Below are 14,361 nucleotides of genomic sequence, written 5' to 3'. Positions count from 1 at the left end.
TCATGGCGGCAACGACTAAAGTGTTGGCAGCGGGCGATCCCGGAAGGCATCCCGGCAGGCTCAGTCCGGCGGCCGGGGGGCCTTCTGTTTCTCCATGATGACGTGGTGGATGAATCTTAGCTTGTCGATCACCGTCGGGGACAAGGCAAACGGATAGGCGTCGGGCATGCCGATGCTGCGGTTCAGGCTGTTGAGCACGTAGGTCAGGGCAAACCAGTCGCGCATGACTTCGTCGAAGTCATGATTGCGGTGCGGGCGGCCCGGGATGTCGAGTTCAGGCTCGCCAGCTTTCTTCGGCCTGGCGGTCAGGCCGCACCAGTAGGCAGTGTCGAGCGTATCCACCATGTGCAGGAAATGCGCCCAGGTTTCGGCCCAGTCCTCCCATGGATGCGAACTGGCGTAGCTGCTGATGTAGCGCTGTTCCCAGTCTGGCGGAGGCCCCTGTTCATAGTGCCGGTTCAATGACTCGCCGTAGTCGGCGCGCTCGTCCCCGAACAGTTCGCGGTAAGGCTCCAGCCAGGGCGTGCCGTCCACCAGCCGGTCGAAATAGTAATGACCGCTTTCATGGCGGAAATGACCGAGCAGGGTGCGGTAGGGTTCGTGCATCTGCTCTCGGGTTTTTTCCCGGTGCGCCGGATCCGCCTCCGCAATGTTCAGGGTGATCAAGCCATTGCTGTGGCCCGTCATCACCTGCTTGTCAGGCATGTCTTCGAGAAACTCGAAGGCCAGGCCGCCGTCCGGGTCCATGGCCTTGGATGGTGGACGCAGTTTCAGGTCCCACAGCGTGTAAAGCAGGCGGCGCTTCGCGGCTTCCAGCCGTTGCCAGAACAGCTTGTTCTGCGCGGACGACAAGGCGGGAATGACATGGGTGAGCTGGCAGGAAGCACACAGCGCGTCCTCCGCCTCGGCGGGAATCATCCAGTTGCACACGTTTTCGCGTGCGTAGTTGACGCACTGCCGGTAAAGACGGCTTTCATTGGCCGGGTTCAGGCTCCTCCAGATATTATCGCCGGCAGGCTCGAAGGTACTGATAGCGCGTACCTCGGGCTGGTAGCCAAGCATGCCGCCGCAGCGTTCGCAGCGGACGTTTTCGAAAAATACCTGTTGACCGCATCTGTCGCAGTGGAAAGTTTTCATGCAGGGCAGCCATGGTGTTAGTGTTACTTCATGGACGACTTCCCCATGCAACCGTTCCCGCAGCGGCGGCGGCGTCAAGCGGCGCCGCGCGCCACCGCATGCACATGCCGCTGGCCGGTAACCAGCCCAGGGTGATAGGCATGCTCGCTGCTGCCCAGCGGAATGTCGATGCTGGTTCCGGTGAGGCGTTCGAATTCCACCGGATCATGCGCGCAGAACAGCTCGATCTCGCCGCGATACGCCTGCCTTAGCTTTCTCAGGCGTCGCTGGTTGGCGAGGCGGGCAGTGCGATCCTTCTCCATCAAGGTTTGATATAACTCGAGGCCAGGTGTGCACCGCGGGTTTTCCCAATCCATCTCCTGATGATAGAAGTAGGCATCACCGGCTTGCAGCAGCCATCGTTCCGGCGTTCGGATGGCGACGCCCGCGTGCCCATAGGTGTGACCGGGCAATGGCACCATCAGGATTTCCGGCGGCAGGCCGGTCATGTCGCGGACCTGGCTGAACCCGTACCAGGACTCTCCGTGTGCAGGCTGGTAGACGCGCCAGCGCTGCCGGCTGTTCCATTGCTGCGGCCGGAAGCGCTGGCGGTCGAGCCAGGTTTTCTGCTTTAGGGCGTAGTCGCGTTCCTGGCGCATCATGTGCACCGTCGCGTGCGGAAAGTCGTCCAGCCCGCCGGCATGGTCGAAATCGAGGTGGGTCAGCACGATATGCCTGACATCGGTTGCCTTGAAGCCGAGCCGCTCGATCTGGCGCACGGCGGTCATCTCTTCCCGGAAATCCGGACTGAGCAAGGCCAGGAACATGGGGCTGATGCGGCTGCGCGGCTGGATGACGTCGCGCAGGCCAAAGCCGGTGTCGACCAGCACCAGGTCCTGGCTGGTCTCGATCAGCAGGCAATGGCAGCACAATTCCCCGCGTTGCAGGATGGAAGGGCTGCGTCCGTCCATCAATCTTCCGCCGAGCGGACACGACGACACGCAGTTCAAATGGTGGATGCGCATGGCTGGCTCCTGGTGACTTGCGATTGCAAGCAATGCCGCGGCCTTGCCCGCCGATGACTTGCGTCGAGGGCATGGATCGTTGCGGCTTCCTGCAAGGTGGACCGGCAAGCGTCCGGCCGGTTCCGGACATCGCATTCGCGCCAGGCAAGCCATGACGCCAGGCAAGCAATTGCCCGTGACCGCTGCCATCAGTGCCGCCATTGCCGGAAGCGTGTCAGTCGGACCGGCCGAGGAAATCGAGAATGATGCCGTTGACCTCCCTTGGCGCTTCGTTCTGCACCCAATGCCCCGCATCGGCGATGCGATGGATGGTGAGGCGCGGGGTGAATCGTTCCATTCCGTCGAGCAGGAAGGCGCCAAGCGCCGGGTCGCGCATTCCCCAGATGACCTGTACCGGAACCGGGATTCGCGCCGGGCGGGCGAGGTCCATGGCGCCCGGCCTGACATTTGCGCGGTAATAATCCAGCGCCGCCTTGAGCGCGCCCGGTTGCCGGAGGCCATCGACATACGCATCGATGTCCGCGCGCGAGAACGCCGCGCGCCGGCTGGTGCAGCGGAACATGCGCCTGACGGCGCTGAAGTCTCCGGCTGCGAGCGTTCGCTCCGGCAGGAAGGGAAGCTGGAAGAAGCCGACGTAGGCGCTGCGGAACAGCTGCGAGGTATGCCAGACCTTTTCCTGGTAGATCCCCATGTGCGGCGCATTGAGGATGATGAGCTTGCTCAGCTTATCCGGGTGGGCCTGCGCGAAGGCATAGGCGATGATGCCGCCCCAGTCATGTCCGGCAACCACGGCCTGTTCATGGCCGCTTGCCGAGACGACCGCGGCGACATCGTCGACGAGATGGCGGAGATGATAATCTCGCTGGCGCGGCGAAATCGAGGAAGGCGGATAGCCGCGCAGGTTGGGCGCCCATGCCGCATATCCGGCTGCGGCCAGCGCCGGCAGCTGATGCCGCCAGGCACGCGCGTTTTCCGGGAAGCCGTGCAGCAGGATGACCGGCGAGCCCTCGCCCATGACCTGGACGTGCAGGCGGATGGCCGGATTGCCGCGGGTCTGCACGATTTCCTGCCGGATTTTCATTTGTTTCCCCTCACGATGACGCTGTCCTGCTGATGGAACGCAACAACCAGGTCGGGCATGCACTGCATTGTTAGGGAGCGGGACTACGATAAAGGTTCGAGACCTGCATGGAGACAGACATGGACGCCCCGGGTATCAACGACAGCGGTTGCAGGAAACTCTTCGACGCCTTCGGCGCGGTGATGCGCGGAATGCGGCTTGCCAGCGTGAGCTATGTCATGATCGATGCCCTGCAGGCGCTCGTGCACGGCGCCGGCGAGGCGGGCATTGCCGTCGAGGTCGCCGAGCGCAACGAAGCGCATGGCATGCACCCGCGCGTGCAGGCGATCCGCTTCTCGGCTGGTGACTTTCCCGCGCACGACGTGCAGGCGGTCGAGGCAAATGGCGGTCACGTCCTGCTGATTGGCGCCGCGGCCCAAGCCGAGGAAGTCATGAACCTGTTCTTCGACCTGGATGTCGGCAGGCTGCCATTCGACGAAGCGGTGCGCCGTACCAGCGCGCGCCGGTTGAGCGCCGTGCAGAAGCCGCCGGGACGCATGCAGAAGGGAAACATGCGGCGCGGGTAGCGGGCAGGGCGGGCCTGCATCATCGATGCAGGAATCTCCGCGCGGGCGGCGAGGCTCCTCGGCATGTTCTTGCACGGGCGGAAATGCCCGCGTCAACTCACGCCTCCGCCGGTGCGGTTCGCTGGAGCATGTCGGCCAGATCCTGGAGCAGGAAAGGCTTGTTCAAGGATTCGTATTTGAACCCGGCAGCATCGGAGGCCGGCGCGTCGCCGCCTGACGCCAGGATGATCTTCAACTCCGGGTGCAGGCTAGACGCCGTGCCGGCAAGTTCGATGCCCGACATGCCGTTCAGGGTAATGTCCGTGATCAGCGTATCGAAGCCGCCGTTCCGCAAGACGTCCAGCGCCGCTTCCGCACTGGCAAAGCTTTCGACCTCGCAGCCGAGGATGCAAAGCATTTCCGCCGCCATGCCGCGGAAGTCATCGTTATCCTCCACGAAGACGATGCGCCGCACCGGAGCCTGATGTGGCGAAGCGTCCGGATCGTATGCCGATTCCGGCACGTCCCGCATGCTCTTGCATTCGGTATTGTGGATCGATTCCGGAGCACCCTGAAAGACCTCCGACAGCGCCGGGTCGAGCAATTCGCGAAGCTTGCGGGCGAGGTCTTCCCGCTGGTAAGGCTTGGTCAGCAGATGCACTCCGGGATTGAGGCGTCCTCCTTGGACGATGGCGTTTTCCGTATAGCCTGATGTGTAAAGAACCTTCAACCCGGGCAGCAAGGCCAGGGCGCGGCGCGCAAGCTCTGGACTGCGCAAGGCGCCCGGCATGACGACGTCGGTAAAGAGCAGGTCGACCTTCGCGCCGCTTTCGACGATGGCCATGGCCGCCTCGGCTTGATCCGCTTTCAAGACACGGTACCCCAGCTGGGTGAGCATCTGCACCGCGGTCGCCTGGACGCCGAGGTCATCTTCGACGACCAGGATGGTTTCGCTGCCGCCCACCACGCGCTCCAGGCGCGGCGCGACGATCCGGTCTTCTTCATCGCGGGTGCGAGGCAGGTAGATGGTGACGGTCGTCCCCTGGCCGGGTTGTGAACGGATGGCGATGTGTCCGCCGCTCTGTTTCACGAATCCATAGGCCATGCTGAGCCCCAGGCCGGTGCCCTTGCCTTCCGGCTTGGTGGTAAAGAAGGGCTCGAAGGCACGATCGGCGACGCCTGGCGACATGCCGCAGCCGGTATCGGAAATGGCGAGCATGATGTATTGGCCCGCCTTCAAGCCGGCGGCGGGCGGGAGGTCCGCCTGATCGAGTTCGGCATTGCTTGCCTGTAGGGTGATCCTGCCTTGTCCATCCATCGCGTCGCGCGCGTTGATGACCAGGTTGAGCACGACCTGTTCAAGCTGATGCCGGTCTACCAGCGTGTTCCACAAGCCGGCGGCAATGATGGTCTCCATGGCGATGGTTTCTCCCGCGGCTCGCTGCAGCAGGTCGTTCATGTCCCTCAGCATCCGGCCAAGATTCGTGACGGCAGGGCGAAGGGGCTGCTTGCGGGCGAACGCGAGCAACTGGGACGATAGCCTGGCGCCGCGGTCCACCGCCCCCATCGCGGTGGTCGCGCGCTGCTGCACCTGCTGGCGGTTCTCGTTCTCGAGCTGGATCAGCTGCAAGCTGCCCTTCAGCACCTGCAACACATTGTTGAAGTCATGCGCGATGCCGCCGGTAAGCTTGCCGACCGCATCGAGCTTCTGCGCCTGCATCAGGGCCAGGCGCGCTTCTTCGAGCTCCCTCGCGGCGTCCCGCGACGGGCGGAGATCGCGAAGGAAGATGCCGAGGGCGACCGAGCGTCCATCCCGGAAAGGCGCGGCGGAAAGCTCCGCCGGCATGGCATTGCCGGCACGGTCGACGACCATGATCTCCAGGCGCGGTGCCGGGCGGACTTCGGTTTCATCGGCCAGGAAGCGTTGCAGGTCGAGCGACCGCGCCTTGCGTTCCGGCGGGGGGATGAGGAGCTCGACGAAGTTGCGTCCGATCGCCTCGCTTGCCGGCCAGCCGAACATGCGTTGCGCCTCGCGGTTCCAGTCGCTGATGACGCCGCCGGCAGTGATGGAGAGGAAGGCATCGTTGGTGTTGTCGAGAATGGCGTGCATGCGCTCGCGCTGGGCGGATATGCGGCCGGCCAATGGCTGTACCCATCTGCGCAGGAGAAGGGTCCCCGCGGCGATGAAGAGCAGCACGGCGCCGACCAGCCATGGGAACCTTTCCCGCAATGGCAGGTAGAGCTCGCTTGCATCGATCTTTTCCATGACGGCGAGTTGCCGGTTCGGAAGAGGAAAGTAGCCGGCAAGGACCTGGGCGCCGCGCGCGTCCCTGATGCGCGCCGATCCGCTTTGGCCCGCCAGCGCTCGCGCCACCGGACCGGATGCCTCGCCACGGGCATTGAACATCGGATAACGGACCGCCTTCGGGTCATGGCGGCTTGGGAAGCAGGCGACGTCGTCGGCGTCGCGTGCGCACAGCACGAGGTCGCTGGAAGCGGAAATGCGCTGCGCCTGTTCCATGAGTTCGTGGAACAGCAGGAGTGGGCGCTCCAGCACGATTTTCCCCAGATGGCGCTCCTTGTCGACGATGTCATGCTCCTGGTGGAACAGGAAGCCGTCCTTCCAGATGAGCATGGCCTTGCCGGGCGCCTGCGTCAGGCGGACCGCCATGGGCGCGCCAGGGAGCTCCATCGCGCCGCCGGCAACGATGGTCTCGTCGGCAGCGTTGGCGATCCGCACCCCGCTGAAACCGAGCGCCGCAAAATTGACAGCTTCGCGCCGCAACGATGCCAGCGTTGCGTCATCCTTCGGGGATTGGTCGAGCATCGCCAGGGAAGACACGATCGCCGGCCGCGTGGCGATGGACGCGGTCAGCAGGATTGCCCGGTCCAGGATGCCGGAGATTCCCAGTGCGCTCGTCTTCGCGGCGTGCAAGAGATTGGACCGCGCGGAATGTTCATAACTCCCCTTCAGCAAGCCGAATGCGGTAACGCCCGATGCTATGGCAAAGGTTGTCAGCAGGGCGGCGGACAGGCCGGTGATGCGCTTGGCGTCGCTCACTTCTGACAGGCCGCCGGGAAGCTGGTGGCTGGCCACCATGCTCCAGGTGCCGATGCCGACCAGCGTCATGCCGGCAGCGGTCAGGGCAGCCATCTTGTTCAAGGAGGCGACCTGGTAAAGGGCTTCAAGGTCGAGCACATAGCCAAGGAAAGCGGTGAGTCCGATGAGGAAGACGGCAATGGCCATGGTCAGCGCCGTCCTCTGCGTCAGGCGGCTGCGCGGCTTGCGGCGCATGACGAGGAAGACGAGGCCGGCAAGGATGAAGCCGATGCAGGCGTTGGGCGCGGTACGGCCGGGTTTGCCGTGGCCATCCCCGAGCGCCGCATGGATGGATGGCCAGTCAAGGCTGAGATCGAGATCCGCGGCATGCTGCACCAGGATGGCGGCGGGAAGAACCACCAGCAAGGCGGCGAGCGAGCGGTATGCGACGCGGGTTCCGGCGTGCTCACTTCCATGCAGGGCGAGGCAGGCGCCGGAAACCAGGAACATGATGGCGGTATTGATGGCCATCGCCGTGCTGTCGGGCAGGATGCGCACCATGTCCAGGTTGCCGATCGCCCATCCGGTCAGGACGAAGGCGCCCAGCAAGATCAGCAAGGCGCCTGCAAGTCGATGACGTGGAGGGAAGGACATTGGCATGGAGGGCATGTAATGGAAATGCACGGAAATGCATGGCCGGACGTTGCACCTTGTCTCCGGGACCGGTGGCGCGCAATCATGCAGCCCGGCCGGACCTGGAACGCCATAGTATAAATCGCTGGAGAGCCTTCTGCAGACTCGTTCGAAAGAGGCGAATCCTGTAGCGGCGGCCCAGGGCAGAAGCATGGCCAGCGAGATGAAGGGAAGCTGGAAGGAGTGTCAGGCGGGTATGCGCAAGGTGCAGGCAACGAGGCGCGACATGGCATCCTTGATCATGCCCTTGGTGATCCGGCCGCTGTTCCGCTCGAGCAGGTAGCGGTATCCCAGGAACTCGATGCCCGTGACCATCAGGTCGACCAGCAAATCGTTTTCGATGCGCAAGCCCTCGGTTTCAACGGTCTTGCGGTAGAGATCGCCTATGCGGACCAAAACCTGCGGGCGGAGTTCGGATACCGGCGAAAGCGGGTCATGCAGTTCGACGTACAGGGGACGCAGCAACGAGCCGATGCTTTCACCCCATTCGAGATAAAGCTCCACCGCATGCGCCATCTTTTCCTTGACCGATGCATCGGTTGGAATGCGGTTGACGAAGCGGTCGACCAGGCCTTCGCAGGCGCGCGCGATCACCAGGCGCACGACTTCATCGAGGTTGTTGAAATGCCGGTAGAACGTGGGCCGCGACAAACCCGCGCGCTCGAGGATGGCATTGACGTTCAGGGCGTGGTAGCCGAGATCTCCGTAGGCAGCTTGGGTGGCGTCGAGGATGCGAAGACGAACGCGGGCATAATCGGCTTCGGTTTTGAGCGGCCGGCCGCGCGTGCGCGGATGGGCGGGGCGGTTTTCGGCTGCTTGAGAAGACATGGCGGGTACCTTGTGGGGATCGGCGTCCGGTCGGCAATGGATGATGCCGGACCGTGCCATTGCTGCATTCTAGCAAAGTCGCCTTGTCTTCCCGGACTTCTTTCTTGACCTTATGGCAAGACGTTCCCGCTGCCGACGCTGAAGGCGGGCGGCCCCGCAAGCGTATCCAGCGCCATCATGCGCTATCAGGCGCTGGATGCCCCGGAAGCGCCCGCGGCATCGGTGCCGCCCGGCGCGCCCGATTCGCCGGTGGATGAATCCGCGCGCTTCCTTGATACGCGTCGAACCTCGGGCTGGCCTTGGCCGGGGTTCGCCATGCCGACGGTCGAGCGCAGGTCCGTGCTGCCGGGCGCATTGCGGTTGACGAGATCCTCCGGCGACACCTCGACCACGTCGCTCGGATCGGCGTTCGAAATCTCTTCCACTGCCTCGTTCATCCGCACATCCAGGAAGTCCGAACCAGCAAGCCCGGACGCCGTTCCCGTACGCGAGGCGCGCACTTCGCTTGCGTCGCCGTCGGCGCCGGCCGTCCCGCCCGAATGGTCGGGCTCCGCCGGGAACGATACCTCTTCGAGCACGCGGTCGGCGCCCGCACCTTGCTTCGTGGCGAGGTCGGCAAGCGACACGATGCCAAGCAGGCGATGGTCTTCGTCGTGCGACACGACCGGCACCCTGCGGATCTGCGTATCGCCCATCTGCTGCATGACTTCGTCCAGGGGCTGGTCCTCGAAGCACCAACGCACGTCGGTGCTCATGACGTCGTCGATGACCGTATCATCGGGACGAAGTCCGGCGGAGGTGGCGCGAACGGTGATGTCGCGGTCGGTCACGATCCCGACCAGGCGCTCGCCCTCGCAGACTGGCAGCGCACCGACATCCAGTTCATCCATCAGTTGCGCGGCTCGCCGCAGGGTCTCCCGGGGCGAGACATGGCGCACGTCCCGCGTCATGACGTCCGATACGATTTGCATGGTGATCTCCTTGTTGCCTGCAGCTGCTCAACGTCCCGACTCGAGGTGCCTTGTCAATGATCGTTGCCGCGATGCGCGCGGATCTGGTCCCAGAGCTGCTGCGGGCTGAATTGCGTGTAGTCCTTGCTGATCTCCAGCTTGACGACGGAGTCGAGTTCCGGACTCAGTTCCTGGCGCAAGGTGCCAAGGAATTGCGGCGAGACGACCAGCGACAACTGGGTGAAGCGCCCGTCGCGGAACGACTTGAGGAGATACTCCGCCACCGACTTCGCGAACAGTTCGGTCGCATGTTCCTTGGGCGTTTGCTTCGGCTCGTATGTCTTGCCAGGCACGGCGCCTCCCGTATCGTGGATGCTCTGCGTCGCCGAGGTCGGACCTATCCGGTCGCTTTCGGTCTCGCTCGTCCTCAGGCGGACCTGCTCGTTGACCATGTCGTTGATTTCTTCCAGCGGGTCGGAAGCATGCAGTTGGGAAAAGAACCTTGCACGGCCCGCATTTGCCGTGACGATCCAGGTTGCATCCATAGTACCCTCGTTAGTGCGTAGACAGGCAAGTTCGATATGGCCCGCAGCGCATTCGTTCCATCGCCAGGACAACTTCCTGCCCGCTCCTGCACGCCGGGAGAATGTCACTTATGATGTCTTGCGCGCTGCCATCTAGCCGATGCTTACCCCGTGCAATTTGCCGGCCAACACTTGATCAGGAATGTCCATGCATCTATCCCGCTTTCATCGTGTCAAGCTTTCCCATGCGCCCACGCCCCTCGAACCATTGCCCAATCTCAGCCGCTACCTCGGCGGGCCGAACATTTACATCAAGCGCGATGATTGCACCGGCCTGGCGACCGGCGGCAACAAGACGCGCAAGCTGGAATTCCTGATCGGCGATGCTCTCTCAAAGGGGGCGGCGCATCTCGTGACCCAGGGCGCCACGCAATCCAATCATGTCCGGCAGACGGCGGCTGCGGCATGCAGGCTCGGCCTGAAGTGCACGGCGCTTCTCGAAACCCGCGTGCCGGATGCCGGGCCGGATTACTTCGCCAATGGCAACGTCCTGCTTGACCGGCTGTTCGACTGCAACGTTGAAACACGCCCCGCCGGCCTGGACATGAACAATGAACTGGTGGCCGTCGGCGAGCGGCTCCGCCAGCAGGGGGAGGTGCCCTATCTCATTCCCGGCGGCGGCTCCAACCCCATCGGCGCACTGGGTTACGTCGTTTGCGCCCAGGAGATCCTGATGCAATCGAACGACCTCGGCATGCGCGTAGACTGCGTGGTTCATGCCACCGGCAGCGCGGGTACCCAGGCGGGACTCGTTGCCGGCCTCGAAGGCATGAATACCGGAATTCCAGTGCTCGGCATCGGCGTGCGGGCGCCGCGCGACAAGCAGGAAGATAACGTCTACCAGCTCGCTTGCAAGACATGGGAGCTGCTGGGAATCCCCGGCCAGTTGAGCCGCGGCGCGGTGCAGGCGAACTGTGATTACGTCGGCCCCGGATACGGCCGGCCGACAGACGGGATGATCGAGGCTGTGCGCATGCTGGCCCGACTCGAAGGCATCCTGCTCGATCCGGTCTACAGCGGCAAGGGCATGGCAGGCCTCATCGACCTGATTCGCAAAGGGCATTACCGCAAGGATGAGAACATCGTCTTCGTGCATACCGGCGGCTCGGTGGGCTTGTTTGGATACCGCGACCTTTTCGGCGAGCCGGTGGCGGCGTGATGACGGCGGCCTTGATCGGCGTGCTCGGTGGCATGGGACCGGCGGCGACGGTTGACCTCATGCAAAAGATCATCCAGGAAACGGCTGCCGGCCGTGACCAGGACCATGTGCCGGTCGTGTGCTGGAATGTGCCCCAGATTCCCGACAGGCAAAAGTCGCTTGCCGGCGAAGGCGAGTCGCCGTTGCCAGCGATGGCTCGCGGGATCAAGGCGCTGAATGCCGCAGGTGCCACTCATATCGTCATTCCCTGCAACACCGCGCACCACTGGTTCGATGACCTGCAGGCGTGCAGCGAAGCGCCTATCATTCATATCGCCTCGGCCAGCGTGGAAATGATGGAGGCGGAAGGTAATGTTGGGATTGTTGGCATTCTGGCGACACGGGGCACCTGGCAGGCGCGGCTGTACCAGGAAAGACTGGACGCCCGGGGAATCACATGCATCACGAATTCCGATGATGAGATGCTCTCGCTGTTTACCCCGGGATGCTATGCGGTCAAGCGGGGAAGGCGGGAAGAGGGCGGAGCTTTGCTTGAACGTGCGGGAGAGGCGCTTCTCGCCCGCGGAGCGACCCGGTTGATTCTAGCTTGCACCGAAGTACCCGTGGGGTTCGACGCCATTCAATCCAGGTTGTCGACGATCAGCATCGATTCCAACCGCGCGTTGGCGCGTGCGTGCGTGCGGGAGTGGCAAGCCTCATTCGGTGCATTGCAGCGCTGATTGCACAGCGTACGGTGTCAGGCAAGCGCCTGCTCGACGAAATGAAGGCGGTCCTGGCCCCAGAACATTTCGTTGCCGACAAAGAAGGCGGGGGCACCAAAGACGCCGCGGCGCACAGCCTCTTCGGTCGTGTCCTTGAGTTCTGCCTTGACGGCCGGATCATTGATCAAGGCAACGAACTGCGCCGGATCGAATCCTGCCTCTTCCAGCACGGATGCCAGTTCCGCCTGTTCTCCCAGGTTGCGCGGATGTTCGAACATCGCGGCGAACACCGCCGCCAGGTAGCGGTGGAACTGCTTTGGCCCGCTGCGTTGCATGGCCACCGCGCCCCGCATCAGCGGCAGGGTATTGATGGGAAAAACGCGTGGCATCTGGAATGTGACGCCGAAATGCTTCGCCCAGCGCTCGAGATCGACATTCAAGTGCACTGCCTTGGCGGGAATCGTGACCGGGCTATGATTTCCTGTCGCCTGGAATACGCCGCCAAGGAGCATGGGGCGCCATTTGATCTCGGCACCACGGCGTGCCGCAATCTTCGGCAGTTCATGAAAGGCGAGATAGCTGTACGGACTGCCCACGTCGAAAAAGAACTCGACCTGCTTGCTCATGGTGTTGTCTCCGGTTGGAAAACGGTCTTCGTGCGGAAGGAAATGAAGAGTCCTGCAGGGCTACCAGCGCTCAGTCCATGGCCGCAAGTCCAGTTCGTGGGTCCAGGCGTCCCTTGGCTGCTGGTGCAAGTGCCAATAGTTGTCGGCGATATGTTCCGGATTCAGGATGCCGTCCTGCTCCTTCAACGCATACCTTTCCGGGAAGTTGTCGCGAATGAATGCGGTATCGATCGCGCCGTCGATGATCACGTGGGCGACGTGAATGTGGCGGGGACCGAGTTCGCGCGCCATGCTTTGCGCCAGGGCGCGCAGGGCATGTTTCGCTCCCGCAAAGGAGGCAAAATTCGCAGAGCCGCGAAGCGACGCCGTTGCACCCGTATAGATGATCGTTCCATTCCCGCGGGAAACCATGCGCTTCGCGACTTCACGGCCCACGAGGAATCCGCTGAAACAAGCCATTTCCCAAATCTTGAAGTACTTGCGGGCTGTTTCATCGAGAATGCTGCAAGGCACGTTAGCGCCGATGTTGAAGATCATGGCCTCGATCGGCGCAATATCCCGCTCGATGTCATCCACCAGCTTGACGACATCCTCTTCCTTGCGCGCATCCGCGGCGAAGCCGTGCGCTTCGCCTCCGCTTGCCCGAATTTCGTCGATGAGCGGCTGCAGCTTTTCCGCACTGCGCCGCACTGCGCAGGCAATCATGCCCCCGCGGGCAAATCGCTTCGTGATTGCGCCGCCGGTGGCATCGCCTGCACCGACGATTAGGGCGGCTTTCTTGTGTTGGCTGGAATCCATTGTCTCCCCCGCTTTGAGGCGCCTAGGTTGAGTCAATGGTAATGGAAATCCAATTGCTGCATCTGCATCAGTCAAAAAAATCGAGTCCACCGTCAGCAAGCCTCGGACTGCCTGTGGACTAGCGTGGTGATTTGAAGCCGCTGTCTATCCAGTTGCCCGCGCTGGTTGCCGTCAGCTTGAAGTTAGGCTGGACACGAACGCTTGCCAGTTCGTCGCCGTAACGGTCCTGGGCGCTGAGCGTGGCATAAGGTTCGTCCTCGTCAGCGACGATATCCAGCTTGACCTTCACCAAGCCATCATCGGTCATGACATCGATGCTCTTGTGCAGCATGGCATGCATGTGCTGCTCATGGCGGCGAAGCACTTCGGACGCCGTCTTGACCAGAGTGGAGAATGCCGCCGCATCGAGTGGCTTCGGGTTCTTCTTGTCACGTCCCATGGTCCAAGGACCCACCAAGGCAGGCTCAGATTGACCATCCTGATACATCGCCACTGCCCAACCATCGTCGTCTTCGTTCTTTATGACTTTTGCAGTCCAGCCATCATCCCGCCAGAGCCTGTCTTCATGGGTGAACTCGTCGTCTTTCTCCTCTACGTCCTGCGAAGAAAGTTTCGCATCGATGTTGTCTTCAATCAGCATGTCTGTCGTGGTAGAGGCATTCATTTTTGGATAAGCTTGAAGAGCTTGAGATTGATTCGGAATACTGATTATACTGTACAAACGTACAGCAACAAAGTCCGGTGATAAAACGGAGCATGACAATATGATGGGCAGCGCGCTCTCTCTACTCTCTCCCGGCGAGCGCTGTGAGCTGGTGCTGTCGGATGGTGACCGGCGGCAAGGGCGGTGGAACCCGAACCTTCCCGGCTTCGAACTGTGCGACGGCCTCGAAGAAGGTATTGCATTTCTTTGCGATGTCGAGGAATGGTGGCCGCTCCGGCAACGTTGAGCGACGTCCTCACTCTCTAATTTGCCCTCCTGCGATCTAGGGTAACGGGCCGATTTTTTGATTCGGCGAAGCGCTTGACGAAGCAGGGTGCGTGCTGCATAATCTCGTTTCTCTGCTGCTGACGAACACAACGCTTCACAGCGCAGCGCTCCCCGGGCAACCGGCTGGTAGCGCAAGCGGACAGATCTTTAACAAATAACAGCCGATAAGTGTGGGCGCTTGATGGGGTGCACGCCGGGCAACCGGTGTCTCACAATATATCAAG

14 protein-coding genes are annotated in these 14,361 nt (G+C 62.5%); 4 read left to right on the top strand and 10 right to left on the bottom strand.

Annotation, left to right across the window (positions count from 1 at the left end; genetic code table 11):
- Window positions 1-60: 60 nt before the first annotated feature.
- The 3 genes from G3574_RS00730 to G3574_RS00720 all read right to left on the bottom strand — a co-directional run bounded on the left by G3574_RS00730 (window position 61) and on the right by G3574_RS00720 (window position 3,222).
- Window positions 61-1,137: a zinc-binding metallopeptidase family protein gene (locus G3574_RS00730; RefSeq protein ID WP_163959896.1), complete on the bottom strand. Its 1,077-nt coding sequence runs from the start codon at window positions 1,135-1,137 to the stop codon at window positions 61-63.
- 74 nt (window positions 1,138-1,211) lie between these two features.
- Window positions 1,212-2,141 carry an MBL fold metallo-hydrolase gene (locus G3574_RS00725; RefSeq protein ID WP_163959894.1) on the bottom strand — a complete coding sequence of 310 codons (930 nt, stop codon included), beginning with the start codon at window positions 2,139-2,141 and terminating at the stop codon, window positions 1,212-1,214.
- Between the two features lie 214 nt (window positions 2,142-2,355).
- Window positions 2,356-3,222 carry an alpha/beta fold hydrolase gene (locus G3574_RS00720; protein ID WP_163959892.1) on the bottom strand — a complete coding sequence of 289 codons (867 nt, stop codon included), beginning with the start codon at window positions 3,220-3,222 and terminating at the stop codon, window positions 2,356-2,358.
- Window positions 3,223-3,341: 119 nt separating this feature from the next.
- Between G3574_RS00720 and G3574_RS00715 the strand changes: the two genes are divergently transcribed.
- Window positions 3,342-3,788: a hypothetical protein gene (locus tag G3574_RS00715; protein ID WP_163959890.1), complete on the top strand. Its 447-nt coding sequence runs from the start codon at window positions 3,342-3,344 to the stop codon at window positions 3,786-3,788.
- Between the two features lie 97 nt (window positions 3,789-3,885).
- On the opposite strand, the gene G3574_RS00710 is transcribed toward G3574_RS00715, so the two are convergent.
- The 4 genes from G3574_RS00710 to G3574_RS00695 form a co-directional block, all read right to left on the bottom strand.
- A complete protein-coding gene (locus tag G3574_RS00710; RefSeq protein WP_205609610.1) occupies window positions 3,886-7,425 on the bottom strand; it encodes a response regulator in 3,540 nt (1,179 codons plus the stop codon).
- A 261-nt stretch (window positions 7,426-7,686) separates the two neighbouring features.
- Entirely contained in the window at window positions 7,687-8,328 is a 642-nt protein-coding gene (locus G3574_RS00705; RefSeq protein WP_163959888.1) for a TetR/AcrR family transcriptional regulator, read from the bottom strand.
- A 185-nt stretch (window positions 8,329-8,513) separates the two neighbouring features.
- Entirely contained in the window at window positions 8,514-9,299 is a 786-nt protein-coding gene (locus tag G3574_RS00700; protein WP_163959886.1) for a CBS domain-containing protein, read from the bottom strand.
- A gap of 53 nt (window positions 9,300-9,352) precedes the next feature.
- Window positions 9,353-9,823: a host attachment protein gene (locus tag G3574_RS00695; protein WP_163959884.1), complete on the bottom strand. Its 471-nt coding sequence runs from the start codon at window positions 9,821-9,823 to the stop codon at window positions 9,353-9,355.
- A 187-nt stretch (window positions 9,824-10,010) separates the two neighbouring features.
- Here G3574_RS00695 and cuyA point away from each other — a divergent pair, with 187 nt between their 5' ends.
- On the top strand, window positions 10,011-11,021 hold the full coding sequence (gene cuyA, locus G3574_RS00690) for a D-cysteate sulfo-lyase (RefSeq protein ID WP_163959882.1): 1,011 nt from the start codon (window positions 10,011-10,013) through the stop codon (window positions 11,019-11,021).
- A complete protein-coding gene (gene cuyB / locus G3574_RS00685) occupies window positions 11,021-11,740 on the top strand; it encodes a cysteate racemase (RefSeq protein ID WP_163959880.1) in 720 nt (239 codons plus the stop codon). The genes cuyA and cuyB overlap by 1 nt, the downstream gene beginning before the upstream one ends.
- A gap of 17 nt (window positions 11,741-11,757) precedes the next feature.
- Here cuyB and G3574_RS00680 read toward each other — a convergent pair whose 3' ends face one another.
- From G3574_RS00680 to G3574_RS00670, 3 genes are all read right to left on the bottom strand, one after another.
- Window positions 11,758-12,348, bottom strand: a complete 591-nt coding sequence (locus tag G3574_RS00680) for a 2-hydroxychromene-2-carboxylate isomerase (RefSeq protein WP_163959878.1) — start codon at window positions 12,346-12,348, stop codon at window positions 11,758-11,760.
- A 60-nt stretch (window positions 12,349-12,408) separates the two neighbouring features.
- Entirely contained in the window at window positions 12,409-13,146 is a 738-nt protein-coding gene (locus tag G3574_RS00675) for an SDR family oxidoreductase (protein ID WP_163959956.1), read from the bottom strand.
- Between the two features lie 118 nt (window positions 13,147-13,264).
- Window positions 13,265-13,786, bottom strand: a complete 522-nt coding sequence (locus G3574_RS00670; protein WP_235952852.1) for a hypothetical protein — start codon at window positions 13,784-13,786, stop codon at window positions 13,265-13,267.
- A gap of 124 nt (window positions 13,787-13,910) precedes the next feature.
- On the opposite strand from G3574_RS00670, the gene G3574_RS00665 reads away from it, so the two are divergent.
- Window positions 13,911-14,096 (top strand): hypothetical protein, encoded by a 186-nt coding sequence (locus tag G3574_RS00665; protein ID WP_163959874.1) that lies wholly within the window; start codon window positions 13,911-13,913, stop codon window positions 14,094-14,096.
- Window positions 14,097-14,361: the final 265 nt, after the last annotated feature.

The sequence above is a fragment of the Noviherbaspirillum galbum genome (assembly GCF_010974945.1).
GTDB classification, from domain to species: domain Bacteria; phylum Pseudomonadota; class Gammaproteobacteria; order Burkholderiales; family Burkholderiaceae_D; genus Noviherbaspirillum; species Noviherbaspirillum galbum.
This window is presented reverse-complemented; position numbering and strand designations above follow the sequence as displayed.

Coding starts and splice junctions, on each gene's coding strand:
- G3574_RS00730 (WP_163959896.1), bottom strand. CDS start 1,137: ATGAAAACTTTCCACTGCGACAGATGCGGTCAACAGGTATTTTTCGAA.
- G3574_RS00725 (WP_163959894.1), bottom strand. CDS start 2,141: ATGCGCATCCACCATTTGAACTGCGTGTCGTCGTGTCCGCTCGGCGGA.
- G3574_RS00720 (WP_163959892.1), bottom strand. CDS start 3,222: ATGAAAATCCGGCAGGAAATCGTGCAGACCCGCGGCAATCCGGCCATC.
- G3574_RS00715 (WP_163959890.1), top strand. CDS start 3,342: ATGGACGCCCCGGGTATCAACGACAGCGGTTGCAGGAAACTCTTCGAC.
- G3574_RS00705 (WP_163959888.1), bottom strand. CDS start 8,328: ATGTCTTCTCAAGCAGCCGAAAACCGCCCCGCCCATCCGCGCACGCGC.
- G3574_RS00700 (WP_163959886.1), bottom strand. CDS start 9,299: ATGCAAATCGTATCGGACGTCATGACGCGGGACGTGCGCCATGTCTCG.
- G3574_RS00695 (WP_163959884.1), bottom strand. CDS start 9,823: ATGGATGCAACCTGGATCGTCACGGCAAATGCGGGCCGTGCAAGGTTC.
- cuyA (WP_163959882.1), top strand. CDS start 10,011: ATGCATCTATCCCGCTTTCATCGTGTCAAGCTTTCCCATGCGCCCACG.
- cuyB (WP_163959880.1), top strand. CDS start 11,021: ATGACGGCGGCCTTGATCGGCGTGCTCGGTGGCATGGGACCGGCGGCG.
- G3574_RS00680 (WP_163959878.1), bottom strand. CDS start 12,348: ATGAGCAAGCAGGTCGAGTTCTTTTTCGACGTGGGCAGTCCGTACAGC.
- G3574_RS00675 (WP_163959956.1), bottom strand. CDS start 13,146: ATGGATTCCAGCCAACACAAGAAAGCCGCCCTAATCGTCGGTGCAGGC.
- G3574_RS00670 (WP_235952852.1), bottom strand. CDS start 13,786: ATGCTGATTGAAGACAACATCGATGCGAAACTTTCTTCGCAGGACGTA.
- G3574_RS00665 (WP_163959874.1), top strand. CDS start 13,911: ATGATGGGCAGCGCGCTCTCTCTACTCTCTCCCGGCGAGCGCTGTGAG.